Source organism: Microcoleus sp. Aus8_D2 (assembly GCF_036702665.1).
In the GTDB taxonomy this organism is placed as follows: domain Bacteria; phylum Cyanobacteriota; class Cyanobacteriia; order Cyanobacteriales; family Microcoleaceae; genus Microcoleus.
Genome location: NZ_JAUBUN010000001.1, coordinates 334,391 through 346,894, shown reverse-complemented (window position 1 = coordinate 346,894; position 12,504 = coordinate 334,391). Strand labels below are relative to the sequence as shown.

General features: G+C 45.7%; 12 protein-coding genes. 9 read left to right on the top strand and 3 right to left on the bottom strand.

The window, feature by feature from the left end; all coding sequences use genetic code 11:
• Positions 1-189 precede the first annotated feature (189 nt).
• On the top strand, positions 190-1,011 hold the full coding sequence (locus QUB64_RS01435; protein ID WP_333278612.1) for an alpha/beta fold hydrolase: 822 nt from the start codon (positions 190-192) through the stop codon (positions 1,009-1,011).
• 314 nt (positions 1,012-1,325) lie between these two features.
• On the opposite strand, the gene QUB64_RS01430 is transcribed toward QUB64_RS01435, so the two are convergent.
• Positions 1,326-1,874, bottom strand: coding sequence for a protein-tyrosine phosphatase family protein (locus QUB64_RS01430; protein ID WP_333269087.1), 549 nt, complete (start codon positions 1,872-1,874; stop codon positions 1,326-1,328).
• A gap of 969 nt (positions 1,875-2,843) precedes the next feature.
• Here QUB64_RS01430 and QUB64_RS01425 point away from each other — a divergent pair.
• Together QUB64_RS01425 and QUB64_RS01420 are read left to right on the top strand one after the other, a co-directional pair.
• Entirely contained in the window at positions 2,844-3,563 is a 720-nt protein-coding gene (locus QUB64_RS01425; RefSeq protein WP_333269086.1) for a calcium-binding protein, read from the top strand.
• A gap of 461 nt (positions 3,564-4,024) precedes the next feature.
• On the top strand, positions 4,025-4,411 hold the full coding sequence (locus QUB64_RS01420) for a VOC family protein (protein WP_333269085.1): 387 nt from the start codon (positions 4,025-4,027) through the stop codon (positions 4,409-4,411).
• 604 nt (positions 4,412-5,015) lie between these two features.
• Here QUB64_RS01420 and QUB64_RS01415 read toward each other — a convergent pair.
• Positions 5,016-6,407 (bottom strand): NB-ARC domain-containing protein, encoded by a 1,392-nt coding sequence (locus tag QUB64_RS01415; protein ID WP_333269084.1) that lies wholly within the window; start codon positions 6,405-6,407, stop codon positions 5,016-5,018.
• Positions 6,408-6,903: 496 nt separating this feature from the next.
• Here QUB64_RS01415 and QUB64_RS01410 point away from each other — a divergent pair, with 496 nt between their 5' ends.
• The gene (locus QUB64_RS01410) at positions 6,904-8,043 is read left to right on the top strand and encodes a helix-turn-helix transcriptional regulator (protein WP_333269083.1); all 1,140 of its coding nucleotides are present in this window, start codon (positions 6,904-6,906) and stop codon (positions 8,041-8,043) included.
• 468 nt (positions 8,044-8,511) lie between these two features.
• On the opposite strand, the gene QUB64_RS01405 is transcribed toward QUB64_RS01410, so the two are convergent.
• Positions 8,512-8,634, bottom strand: coding sequence for a hypothetical protein (locus QUB64_RS01405; protein WP_333269082.1), 123 nt, complete (start codon positions 8,632-8,634; stop codon positions 8,512-8,514).
• 47 nt (positions 8,635-8,681) lie between these two features.
• On the opposite strand from QUB64_RS01405, the gene QUB64_RS01400 reads away from it, so the two are divergent.
• The 5 genes from QUB64_RS01400 (at position 8,682) to blaOXA (ending at position 12,389) form a co-directional block, all read left to right on the top strand.
• Positions 8,682-9,470 carry a HipA family kinase gene (locus QUB64_RS01400; protein WP_333269081.1) on the top strand — a complete coding sequence of 263 codons (789 nt, stop codon included), beginning with the start codon at positions 8,682-8,684 and terminating at the stop codon, positions 9,468-9,470.
• Positions 9,448-9,915, top strand: coding sequence for a DUF3037 domain-containing protein (locus QUB64_RS01395; protein ID WP_333269080.1), 468 nt, complete (start codon positions 9,448-9,450; stop codon positions 9,913-9,915). Before QUB64_RS01400 ends, QUB64_RS01395 begins: the two co-directional genes overlap by 23 nt.
• A gap of 70 nt (positions 9,916-9,985) precedes the next feature.
• Positions 9,986-10,906: an AraC family transcriptional regulator gene (locus tag QUB64_RS01390; RefSeq protein WP_333269079.1), complete on the top strand. Its 921-nt coding sequence runs from the start codon at positions 9,986-9,988 to the stop codon at positions 10,904-10,906.
• An 84-nt stretch (positions 10,907-10,990) separates the two neighbouring features.
• On the top strand, positions 10,991-11,407 hold the full coding sequence (locus tag QUB64_RS01385; protein ID WP_333269078.1) for an MAPEG family protein: 417 nt from the start codon (positions 10,991-10,993) through the stop codon (positions 11,405-11,407).
• Positions 11,408-11,516: 109 nt separating this feature from the next.
• Positions 11,517-12,389 carry a class D beta-lactamase gene (blaOXA, locus tag QUB64_RS01380; protein WP_333269077.1) on the top strand — a complete coding sequence of 291 codons (873 nt, stop codon included), beginning with the start codon at positions 11,517-11,519 and terminating at the stop codon, positions 12,387-12,389.
• Positions 12,390-12,504 lie beyond the last annotated feature (115 nt).

The following is a 12,504-nucleotide window of genomic DNA, read 5'->3' as shown; positions in this document are numbered from 1 at the left end:
GGACTGAAGTCCGCACTACAAACCGGCGGACTTTAGTCCGCTATAAAGTTGCGGACTGAAGTCCGCACTACAAACCGGCGGACTTTAGTCCGCTATAAAGTTGCGGACTGAAGTCCGCACTACAAACCGCTGGTTAAAATTGTTTAAGAACAAAACATTGTTCTGTCCTTGTTGAAGTCGAGGCATTTTATGCACAATACAACTGCGATCGGCCCGGCGGGGCGACTCAATCTCACAGACACGGGCGCGGTAAGCGGCCAAGAACCAAAAGCCATCCCCGTCGTGTTAGTACACGGTATGGCATATAACCTCGGAGTCTGGGACGAGACGATCGCACTTTTGCGCGCCAATCTCGGCCAAAACCAGCGCATTCTGGCGATCGACCTCCGGGGCCACGGCGCCTCCGATCCGCCCGCAGACGGCGACTACACCCCCGATAGCTGCGCCGCCGACATCATCGCCGTCCTCGACGCGCTGAATATCCCGCAAGTAGCCCTTGTCGGGCACAGCTTCGGCGCCCTCGTCGTCCTCGCCACCGCAGCCGCCGCCCCCACAAGGGTGACGCGCGTCATCTTAGCCGATCCCCCCGGTGACTTTAACTACCTGCCCCCCTCCGTGTACGAGGAACAGATGGTTCCCTTCCTCGCAGCGCTAGCGGGTGACGGCTACCGCGCAGCAGCAGAGGAAAAATTCGCCCAAGCCCTGGAAGGCGGTACTCCTGCGACACGCGAAACCACGATCGCACGCCTCGGGGCCACGCCGCGCGATCGCCTGATCGGTATGTACAAAGGTATGTTTGCTTGCGATGCAGTTGGTGCGATCGATCGCTATCTAGCAACTCCGGGCACCCAAATCTCAGCAGTCCTCGCGCCGGCAAACTCCTGGCCTTTCAGCCTTCACATACTCCGGCCCGAAATTGCCACTACCGTAATACCAGAAACCAGTCACTGGTTGCAGCTTGATGCACCGGTTCCTTTCGCAGAAGCCGTGACAGCAGTCATTAGTCATTAGTCATTTTAGCCGAAGAGCGACTGGTGCTGTATCTCGACTTCGCTCGATAACCGCGTAGCCGAAGCAAGCCGAAGGCTGGTCATTAGTCATTAGTCCTCAGTCATTAGTCCTCAGTCCATTGAAATTATCTGCGTTAATTAGCTTTCATCTGCGCTTGAACGATCGATCGAAGATTTATCTACTCAAATAAGTCATTTCCAAAATTACCAAGAAGAATGGGTTTAAAGCCGACTCCTTCTAGGGGGAAATAAAACAAAATTATTCACTGTTTCAATCCTCGGACTTTTATGTAAAGTGCCCTCATCTGTCAACTGTCAACTGTCAACTGTCAACTGAAAACGGCAATCATCTAATAAAGTATCAAGTTCTTTAGCAACTTTCCACGGATTTCTACCTTGGAAAACAGCAGCGATCGCAGCTTCATAGGGATTTCTGCCAGTTTTTTTGACAGCCGCGATCGCCTTTTGGTTAGAAAATCCCCGCCCGCTAACCAACCAAGCAGCCAAGACGTGTCCTGTGCGCCCAATCCCACCGCCGCAGTGAACTACCACCCGATCGCCCGATCGATTGGCAGATGCTAAAAATGGTAAAATGCGATCGACTAAAATCGAGCGATCGGCAAATTCAAAATCTGCGATCGGAGCCCAACAAACGCGATCGCACCCGAATGCTGTTCGATAGCTTCCCAGCAAGTCACCATAGCCGACGAGTTGTGTCTCGGGAAGCAAGCAGCAAACTCGATCGATCTTCTGTCGTCGCATAAAATCAATCCAGGCTGCAACTTCGCGATCGCCGTATCCCGGTTTTGCCGCACCAAACACAACTAATTCATCCTCCGCAGCCGCCGCAAACTTGTACATCATCTCTTTATTTAAATTCTCAAATAGCTTACAATACTTCGGACAGTATTTGTAGGGTGTGGATACATCGATTGTACCCAAAATAGCTCTAAAATCTTATAGCGATGCACCGACAATATTTGAGGAAACAACCCGGACGTTCACTCCATTGACCTGATTCCTCGTTACCAGGCTCTGCCTGGTAACGTATATCTTGAGGCTCTGCCTCGTTTTACCTCTCAGCTTATAGGAAAAAAGACTATAGGAGGTGTTTATGTTGTGATTTTTTAGATCAATCAATTAATCAGAATTATTCAAATCCGTATCTGTAGGGTGTGTCGCCATCGATCGTACCCAAAACAGCTCAAAAATCTGATAGCCACGCACCAACAATATTTAAGAAAACAACCCGCACGTTCACTACGCCCCAAATTTGTATTGTAGCAAGCATTTTTCACGCTTAGTATTACGGGTCTTTTCATGTTCTCCCTTTTTTCAGAGATTTGCATTCATTGAAACCCACCGTACCAATTGGGTACTCTTTTCTTGTGTGAAATTACAGTATAAGTGGCTGAATCATTAAATACAACCATCCTTGAAAACTCTAAAAACCTTGTGTAATATATCTTTCAACCTGACAAATTTTGGAATTTGCCAAATAAGTCTTAAGTGGCTAGCTTAACTGTCTAACTGTCCTGGACGTTGGCTGTCAGTCAAGACAAAGTAGATATATAAGCGTGCGGCGTTATATTTTGCTCAATTAGGCAATTAACCTCCTGGTAAAAAATGTGGCATTTCCTATTTCGCTAATTTGCATTTCACTCAAATTTACAACATATGTTGGGTGCAAATCAAATCGATCGCCACACCTTATATATGCTCGCTCGCAAAATCGATCGCTTGTGAATCTAATTCGCAAATTGCAGATTGGTTCTGAACTTTTAGAACCAGAGAAAACAAGCAAACAAACTACAAATTTTAGGAGAAATTCCGATGGCAAAGCCAATTATCGGTACATCATTCAACGATACCTATTTGGATGGTACTAGCGGGGCTGATACTATCTATGCCTTAGCGGGTAACGACTCCTCCTCTGGCGGAGCGGGCAACGATACGATGTATGGAGGGTCTGGAAATGATACCTTGTGGGGATACTCGGGCAATGACTTGATCTTCGGTGAAAACGATAATGACTACCTCTATGGCGAAGAAGGCGCGGATACCGTCTGGGGAGGTGCAGGTAATGATTACATCAACGGTAGCAATGGTTTATTTAATAGTACCGATTCTGCCGATCGACTTTACGGAGAGGCCGGCAACGACACCTTAGATGGTTGGACTGGTAACGACAGCCTTTACGGTGGATATGACAACGACCTCTTGCTGGGTTCCTTCGGTAATGACTACCTCGACGGTGACTATGGCAACGACAATCTTTATGGTGAACCTGGGAACGACACGCTGTATGGTGGTGGAGGGGCAGATAGGTTTATTTTCAACTTTAGCCCAGCCTATGAAGGTATTGATTTAATCCAAGACTTTCATTACTGGGAAGGAGATAAAGTACAAGTCTCTGTAAGTGGGATGGGAGTGTCTTCAGTCAGTCAATTCCAATACAACAACAGCAGTGGTGCGTTGTCGTTTAACAACCAACAGTTTGCCAAAGTGCCGGGTGGATTTCGCCCCGATTCGGATATCGTCTTCGTTCCTTAAGACTCCTAGCCCTTGCTAGGAAAGTCCTGGACAAATCAGCAAAAAAAAACCGGGTTTTTTACCTAATCTGTGGACTACAATCAAGGATTTTCGTAAACAAATCCGGTTTCTGGTTATTTGTGTCTCCGGGAATTAAAAATTAACATCGATGAATCGATTCTGTGATGGAAAATCTCAAGCCGGAGAAAGCCCAACTGCGATATAATCATAAGTTATACCACCCGTGACAAATTGTTGCTACTCTTGTTAAGTGTATATCAATTATCTGTCACGATCATAAATCTCCGGAGACGGCTTGGCCTTACGTCCCTACAGGCAAAAACCTCTAATTTATTTTTGGTAGCAATGTTTTTTGAAATTGGTATTAGTACACAGCGTGCGATCGCGTCTTCGTCTTCTAGTCGCAGAAGGAACACAATCATCAAATCAAGCGATCGCACTGTCTAGAGGAGCAAGACTGTATGAACAAATTGCGTGTGGCTCGGCCAACAGATAATTTGGTCGAAATTACCAATTTTTATTGTGATGGGTTGGGGATGCAAGTTCTTGACTCCTTTGAAAATCACAACGGCTTTGACGGGATTATGTTGGGACATCATAACTCTGCTTATCATTTGGAGTTCACACACCATAGAGGCCACAAAGTCGGTAAGGCTCCAAACCAAGACTGTCTATTGGTCTTCTATATTCCCGATACATCACGTTGGGAGGAAACTATCTTAAAGATGGAAGCTCGCGGTTATCCAGCCGTCAAGTCCTATAATCCCTATTGGGATGAGAACGGCAAGACGTTTGAGGACGTTGATGGTTATCGCGTGGTGTTGCAAAACACAGAGTGGGAACTATAATTCTCCAACTGCTTGCTAACAATCTGATTATTGGTGTGTGGGGAATTAAAAATCAATTGAGATTGTCGATTCTGGAGTCAATTATTGATACAAAAACCGCAGATTAAAGGCAGATGAACAGGGATTAACGCAGATGCATTTCCAGATAATTGTGTCAGGAGTGCAATCTTGTCTAATCTAAAATCTAAAATCTAAAATCTAAAATCGATTCGCCCCCAACACCTCCAATGTGGCTTTCTGAGCTTGTGTAATCCCCGTAACTCCGGTAATATTCATAGCGACCTAGGGGCGATCGCCTCTGAGAGTTTTCCAACATTCACCTGTGTTGACATCCCAAAGCTTAATCGTCTCATCGGCACTGCTGCTTGCCAGAACCAAGTCGCGATTTTCTGCCGCATCCCAGACAACAGGACGCCAAGCAACACCAAACTTGACTCGTGTGGCCCTCTAGAACTTTCAAACTGACATTCGGCAGGTCAATTTGTAGTATGGCAAGTCATAGGAAAATTCTGAGTTTTTTGACGTTTTATTGGTCTTGTCTACGTATAAATATTTAGTCTTTTTTTGTTTTCGTGTTCGCTAAGCAACCAAATAGATGCAATAATTAAATATTACATTTTGAAGTGCGGAATGTGGGATTTAAGCATTCGCCACCGCTAGCATCCCAGAGTCGAATAGTTCGATCGCGGGAACCACTGGCAAGGGTTTTACCATCCGGCAGGGTCTGCGTGACATATTCCATCACCACAGGTTGTAATGTAAACTGACCTGCGTTAGTTTCAATTAACGATCGCCATTTCAAATTTTGCAGGGCTTCCATCAACTGTGTTGGGGATACGCCAGCATTCAAATCTGCTCGCAGTTGGGCAAAGGAAACCCATTCGCGATCGATCGCCAACCAGCACATGACTTGATGCTCTAAACTCGAAAGACGATTGTATTGTTGTTTAACTAAGTCCGAAATATCACCAAATATGGTAATATCTTGTTCTAAAAATAGGGCGATATTGCCATCAAACAAGTCTTGAATGGTGGTGGCAACAATTTTTAAGGCTAGGGGATTGCATCGATAGCGATCGCACAAATCCTGTTTTTGATTTTCCGATCCAGTTAATCCCGCCACCTCAATCAATGCTGCTGCTGCTTCTGGAGAACCGCCCAAAGACAAGCCCTGTACTGCCAATTCGCCCCCTTCCATTTGAGCGAATGGAGCGCATTTTTCCCGGCTGGTTAACACCAAACAGCTTTGATGGCTAGTTTCGGCCACCGCGCGCAGCATTTCTCCGTAAGCTTCATAGCCGGGACGATATTGTCCACTCTGATTCCCAGGTTGTGACAGGCTTTCGGTATTATCCATCACCAGCAGACAGCGATGATTCCGCAGACACTCAAGCAAGCTACTAATTTCTGGTTTAGTATCTTGTTGTCCTGAGAGAAATGAGACTAATTCTCCTAACAAAGTTTCCGGAGGCGGGACATTGCGGAGACTTCGCCAGATGACGTAGGTAAACTGGTTTTGTAGTTGTTCTGCCAGTTTGACAGATAAAGTCGTTTTGCCGATGCCACCAATCCCAAAAATACCCACCAACCGACAATTATCTTGCAGAATCCATTGGGTGAGGGTGGTAAGTTCTGCGGTACGCCCGTAAAAGCGGGAAACATCTATGGCTTCTCCCCAATTTTGGGCGATCGACTTTACAGGCTGGCGTTCTGTGGCTGTTGGCTCTGGCTGGATGTAGTCTTGCTCGGTTATAGTGAGGTTAAAGGCGCGAAATAGCTCCTCTAGGGTTTGGCGATCGACCGCTGCTTTGCCACTTCGCAGCCGTCCGATCGATCGAGCACTGAGCCCTGTCAAATTGCTTAATCGCTCTAACGTGTAAGCATAACCGCCATTTTCAGTAATAGCTAATTGTTCTTGGGTATTCTGGAGACGCTGCAAACCCCAATCTGAAAGAATCACGCCTCGGCGCTTGCGCTTTTGTGGCAATTTAGTCATATGTTAACTATTTCAACTATTCCAACTTGAATTCGGACTTGTTGTTACATTCGTAGTTTCATTTAACCGCAGTAAGACTGGTTCGTAGTGCGGACTTCAGTCCGCTCTCAATCTGCGGACTGAAGTCCGCACTACAAACCTTTTTTTACTGTTCGTAGTGCGGACTTGAGTCCGCTCTCAATCTGCGGACTGAAGTCCGCACTACAAACCTTTTTTTTACCGTTCGTAGTGCGGACTTCAGTCCGCTCTCAATCTGCGGACTGAAGTCCGCACTACAAACCGTTTTTTATGGTCATCGACCAGACAAGATATCAACTGTCAACTGTTAACTGTCAACTGCCAACTGTTATAAAGCTTGTCATATCTCAAGTCCAGATTCAACCCGTCATTTGCCGTAGTCAATTGTTAAGAAACTGATACAAAAGCATCTATTTCTCCTCGAAACTCGTCTTAGTCGATCGAGTCCGAATGATTGGTCATTAATTTATCAGGGAAAATGCAACACTTAACTCAGAATGATTTTCACAATTTTTCTGGATGCCTGCTGGAACTCTACAAAACTTGTAGCGTTGAGGATTTCTCATCTCATCTGCTGGCGATCGTCTCAAAAGTGATTTCCGCAGTAGATTACACTCATACCACACTCTCCTTTGAGAACCACAAGACTACCACCCTCGACTACAAACTCGCCCCTGGGTTCGATCGCCTTGATACAGAGAATTTTGAGCAAATAGCCCACCAACATTTTTACGAAAACCCTCTAGTCGGTAATTATCTCAGAACTCGCGACCATCGAGCGCATAAGGTTTCAGACTTCTTAAACGAGCAGCAACTGCATCGTTTGGAAGGGTTGTATGGAAAGCTGATGCAGCCTAGAGGAATCAAGGATCTAATCGCAGTTTCACTACCTCTTGCTTTGGCAACTAAATCTGCTAGCAAGCTGTACTCTGGACAAGATGATATTATTGCGATCACACTTTTTGGAGACCGGATTTTCACTGAGCGCGATCGCTTTTTATTCAATTTACTGCACCCTCATTTAGTACAAGCCCAGCAAAACATGAATCAGTTTACCCAGATAGAACAAGAGTGGGTACAACAGCGCAATACTCTAGAGACATTGGGAATTATTTCGCTCAACGGAGATGGGCAAGTCCTGTTTATGAGCAAACGAGCTTGGCAGTGGCTAAAACAGTATTTTCAAGACTCACAATGTTCGACCAAAAACTTGCCAGACAATTTGCAGCGATGGGTTAAATACCAGTTGTCGCTGTTAATACCAAGTGATGATATTCCTGCACCCCATTTACCGCTGAAATTAGAACTGGAAGGAAAACAATTAATCGTGCGCTTTGTGACTGAGCAACCGCTGGAAAAATATCTATTATTGCTGGAAGAACAGCCATTTTTGACTCTATCATCCATATCTTTGGAATTTCTAGGGTTGACCAAGCGGGAAACAGAAGTGTTATTTGAGGTGACGCAAGGTAAGACTAATCCAGAAATTGCGGCAACACTGAATGTGAGCATTGGTACTGTCAGAAAGTATTTGGAACATATATACTCAAAGCTGGGAGTACAAAATCGTGCGGAGGCTGTAGTAACTGCTTTGAAACAGCTTGGAGCACTTGGTTAAAGTTGAAATTTACCGATCGTACTCTCAGAGGATTTGTCAGGATGAATGATAATTCCGATTTTTGGGTTGAAGCGGATAATTTTGAAAGAGCTATTTCTCTTTCTGTTTTGTTACTTGACAATACGAAGGACAGTTTTAGATCTGGTCGAGTGTCCGAAACCCTTGCTGGCTATATGGTGGACTATTTTTTAAAGGTTTAAGTCCAGCCCTGAGTTTCCTAAAATGCGTTAAAAATGCCGGGGCTTCCTCCGCAAGGCTTACAGGGTCGTTAAAAAACTGTCCGAACTATTGACTTTAGGGCGTTCAAAACTAATGTCAGATCAATTTAAAAAAACATTGCTACAAAAAAGAAATTAGAGGTTTTCACCTGTAGGGACGTAAGGCCAAGCCGTATCCGGCAATTTATGACTTCTGACAAATAATTTATACACGCTTAATCATCGTAGCAACAATTTGTCACGCATGGTATCACATATTGTTAATCCAGGTGGTGCCGAGCCGACAGCCCAGACTAATGAATAGTCGATCGCAAATACGATCGCCATTACCGTTATTCCTCAAGAAAACGGGCGTTACGTTAAAATCAGTCATGGCAAATTCTTCAATCCAAAATCTCAAATCTCAAATCTCAAATAGTCATGAGTCCTAGTTTGCGAACAGTCAATGCTACCAGATATGTCACTCCCTTGCGCGAGGGCGGCTCGTTACCTGCGATCGTCGAAGCCGATGATGATGGGATGTACGTGCTCAAATTTCGCGGTGCGGGCCAGGGAGCAAAATCTTTGATCGCAGAGCTCGTGGCGGGGGAAATTGCGCGCGCTTCGGGGCTACCAATCCCCGAACTCGTGTTTGTGGAACTCGATCCCGAACTCGCACGCACGGAACCAGATCCGGAAATTCAAGACTTAATTCGCGCTAGTGCAGGCCTCAACCTCGCCCTGGACTATCTCCCCGGTTCCATCACCTTTGACCCGGTAGCGGGCAAATCTGAGGCGGATCTGGCCTCGGATATCGTGTGGTTCGATGCTTTTGTCACGAATATCGATCGCACGCCGCGCAATGCAAATATGCTGGTATGGCACCGCCAACTTTGGCTGATCGATCACGGTGCAGCCCTCTATTTCCAACATACCTGGAAAGATTATCTCTCCCGCAGTCGCGATCGTTTTCCCGCCATCAAAGACCACGTTTTGCTGCGTTTTGCGAGCAAGCTGGAAGCGGCCGATTTAAAAATGACTCAGTTGCTCACAGCGGACATCATTCGCAGTATTGTTAAATTAATTCCCGATACTTGGCTGGTAGCAAATTCCCCTTTCAGCGACAGCAACCAGCATCGCGATGCCTATGTCGAATACCTGCTAAACCGGCTACAATCACCGCATACTTTCTTGGAGGAAGCGATTAGTGCTCGATCGATGTTTGTATGATTATGCCATTATCCGCGTCGTTCCCAAAGTGGAGCGCGAAGAGTTTGTCAACGTCGGTGCGATCGTTTCTTGCGGTGCAAAAAAATTCCTCGAAGCCCGCATCGAAATTGACGAAGAGCGCTTGAGGGCGATCGACTCAACCTTGGATCTGGAACTGATTCGCAACCACCTAGCCGTCATTCCCGTCATTTGTGCGGGTTCTAAGGAATCTGGCGCGATCGGTCAACTTCCCCACAGAGAGCGCTTTCACTGGCTCGTAGCGCCCCGCAGCACGATCGTTCAGACATCGCGAGTCCACACTGGTTTTTGCGAAAATCTATCGGGTGCGATCGAACATTTGCTCGATACAATGGTGCGCCCTTCCCGTGCCCAACCATCTTTTAAGTCTTCGATCAATACATCAACCGCAGATGTCGGGCAGATAAACACAGATAAACGCAGATAATTTTAGGATAGAAAAGCGACTTATGCAATCTTGTCTAGAATAGAAGTATCTTCAATCTGTTTAGCTAAAGATGAGAACACAAGAGCAAGAGCAGGTCAATCTAATTGATTTTAGCCGAGAGCCGACATCAGATTTTCTGCTACCTCAGCCTGCTTTGCTCAAAAGTTCGGGATGGGGAAATATCCACTTTGAACTGCACCAACAGCCAAAGTTTGAGACTCCCGAACATCAAGCTACTTGGCACGTTATTGCTCATTGTCCGCGTTTTTACACATCAAAATCGCGATCGGGCGATCGCTGGTTGGATGGTAAGAGGAAAACAGAAGCGCGGAATGAGGGAGACATTGGGATTATTCCTGCTGATGTTTCGCAGCGCTGTAGCTGGAATATTTTATCTCAGTTTACGATTCTGGCGATCGATCCAGCACTGCTCAAACAAGTCGGTCAAGATTTGGTTAATCCCGATCGCATTGAACTCATCCCTCATTTTATGACTGAGCAAGATCCTCTGATTCAAGGTATTATCGCCGCCTTGAGAGAAGAATTAGAATTTGGCAAAATTGGCGGTTATTTGCTGGTTGACAGTCTCAAAACCACATTAGCCCTTCACCTGTTACGAAAATATTGCACGGCGCCACCGCAGCTAAGAAGCTATGCGGATGGATTATCCAAAGTAAAGCTACAACAGGTGACGGAATATATCCAGGAACACCTCCATCAAGAAGTAAAGTTAATTGAGCTTGCTGCGATCGCCCAAATCAGTCCGTATCACTTTTTACGTTTGTTTAAAAATAGTCTCGGCATCACACCGCATCAGTACATCTTGCAGCGTCGGATTGAAAAAGCTAAGTATCTTTTACTGCACAGCGAACTCAGTATCGCAGAAGTTGCATCCACCGCAGGCTTTTGCGATCAAAGTCATTTGACTCGATATTTTAAGCGGATTGTTGGGGTGACGCCGAAACAACTTCTGCAAGAGCACAAGCAATAATTTACTAAAATTCCGCAATTTTTTCCTAGATTCCTGACTGGTAAATTTTCTAAAGTGTTAGCAGCAGTTTAGCCAGGTAGAAAGATGATGCAACTTGAACCCACAAATATGACCATTCCTCTCTGGGGTTTAGCAATTTTCATCCTGTGGACGATCGCAGTTGTCGTCTCGCTGATCGCATTCAGGCTTCGGCATCTATCTGAGGGCGGATCTCCCAAAGATTTCGGCACACCACAAAACGATGACAACTTATTCTGGCGACTATATCGAGTACAATCCAACTTAATAGAAAACCTGCCTTTGTATTTGGGAGTTGTTTTCCTGCTAACAGTTAGAGGTGTCTCTGGAACAGCCGTAGATGTGCTGATTGTTGTGTACATCGTATTTCGGCTGGTGCATTCAATGATTCACATCGCCAATCTCAATCCCATCTTTAGGGTATTAAGCTTAGGGATTCAGTTTAGCTGCTTGTTAGCCTTAACTGTTATGGCAGTTTTGTAGTTGAAGCCTTACGCAATTGGCACCTATTATATTGTAGGGTGCGTCAAGCCGACAATCTAATTGTTTCGCACACAGCCTAAGTCTGACGCACCTTAATAAATCGAAGTTTATGAACCGAACATTTCGCGCGATCGCTCTAATTATAATTGTCTGCGGCTGCATTACTGCTGTCGTAGTTCACACACCGCGATCGGCCTCTTCCGCGCCAACTCCAGCGCTGGAATCTGGGCGCGGCGCAGGATATGTCGCTCAGACAGTTAATTTGGGACGGCATTTTCAAGAATTAGGGGTTTCCGGGGCGATCGCGATTTACGACTTAAAGGGCGATCGGCTTTACCAACACAACCCGCAGCGCAACGCCACAGCTTTTTTACCAGCATCCACATTTAAAATTCTCAACTCGCTAATTTCCTTAGAAACTGGCGTAATTCCAAATGAATTGGCGGTGCTAACTTGGGATGGAATTGAAAGGCAAATTCCCGCCTGGAATCGAGATTTGAATATGAGAGAAGCCATCAAACTTTCCGCCGTTTGGTTTTACCAAGTTCTCGCGCGCCGAGTCGGACACGAGCAAATGCAAAAATGGGTGGCTAAAGTCGGTTATGGCAACCAAAAAATTGGTAAAAAAGAGGAGATTGATAAATTCTGGTTAAACGGAGAACTGCGGATATCACCCAACGAGCAAATTCAATTTCTGCGCCGTCTCTACAATAACGAGTTACCCTTCTCGGAGCGATCGCTCTCTCTAGTTAAAGATATCATGATTGTCGAACAAACTCCCGATTACACAATTAGAGCCAAGACAGGCTGGGCAGGTTTAGGAGAACCAACAGCACCTCAAATTGGCTGGTATGTAGGTTATTTAGAAAAGAATAAAAATGTGTACTTTTTTGCCACAAACATTGACATCCGCAACAAAAACGACCCAGCAGCCAGAATCGAATTAACGCGCCGTTGCTTCAAGGATCTAGCACTGCTGTAAGTGCATGATATTATGTCCGGTAAATAACCCGCAATCAAAAGGTTTGTAGTGAGGACTTTAGTCCTTCTTTTTCTGCGGACTGGCGTCCTCACTACAAGCCAATCTTATTATAAGG

What these genes read in the sequence shown, in the direction of transcription:
- QUB64_RS01435 (WP_333278612.1), top strand. Translation starts at nt 190, where the DNA reads ATGCACAATACAACTGCGATCGGCCCGGCGGGGCGACTCAATCTCACA.
- QUB64_RS01430 (WP_333269087.1), bottom strand. Translation starts at nt 1,874, where the DNA reads ATGATGTACAAGTTTGCGGCGGCTGCGGAGGATGAATTAGTTGTGTTT.
- QUB64_RS01425 (WP_333269086.1), top strand. Translation starts at nt 2,844, where the DNA reads ATGGCAAAGCCAATTATCGGTACATCATTCAACGATACCTATTTGGAT.
- QUB64_RS01420 (WP_333269085.1), top strand. Translation starts at nt 4,025, where the DNA reads ATGAACAAATTGCGTGTGGCTCGGCCAACAGATAATTTGGTCGAAATT.
- QUB64_RS01415 (WP_333269084.1), bottom strand. Translation starts at nt 6,407, where the DNA reads ATGACTAAATTGCCACAAAAGCGCAAGCGCCGAGGCGTGATTCTTTCA.
- QUB64_RS01410 (WP_333269083.1), top strand. Translation starts at nt 6,904, where the DNA reads ATGCAACACTTAACTCAGAATGATTTTCACAATTTTTCTGGATGCCTG.
- QUB64_RS01405 (WP_333269082.1), bottom strand. Translation starts at nt 8,634, where the DNA reads ATGACTGATTTTAACGTAACGCCCGTTTTCTTGAGGAATAACGGTAAT.
- QUB64_RS01400 (WP_333269081.1), top strand. Translation starts at nt 8,682, where the DNA reads ATGAGTCCTAGTTTGCGAACAGTCAATGCTACCAGATATGTCACTCCC.
- QUB64_RS01390 (WP_333269079.1), top strand. Translation starts at nt 9,986, where the DNA reads ATGAGAACACAAGAGCAAGAGCAGGTCAATCTAATTGATTTTAGCCGA.
- QUB64_RS01385 (WP_333269078.1), top strand. Translation starts at nt 10,991, where the DNA reads ATGATGCAACTTGAACCCACAAATATGACCATTCCTCTCTGGGGTTTA.
- blaOXA (WP_333269077.1), top strand. Translation starts at nt 11,517, where the DNA reads ATGAACCGAACATTTCGCGCGATCGCTCTAATTATAATTGTCTGCGGC.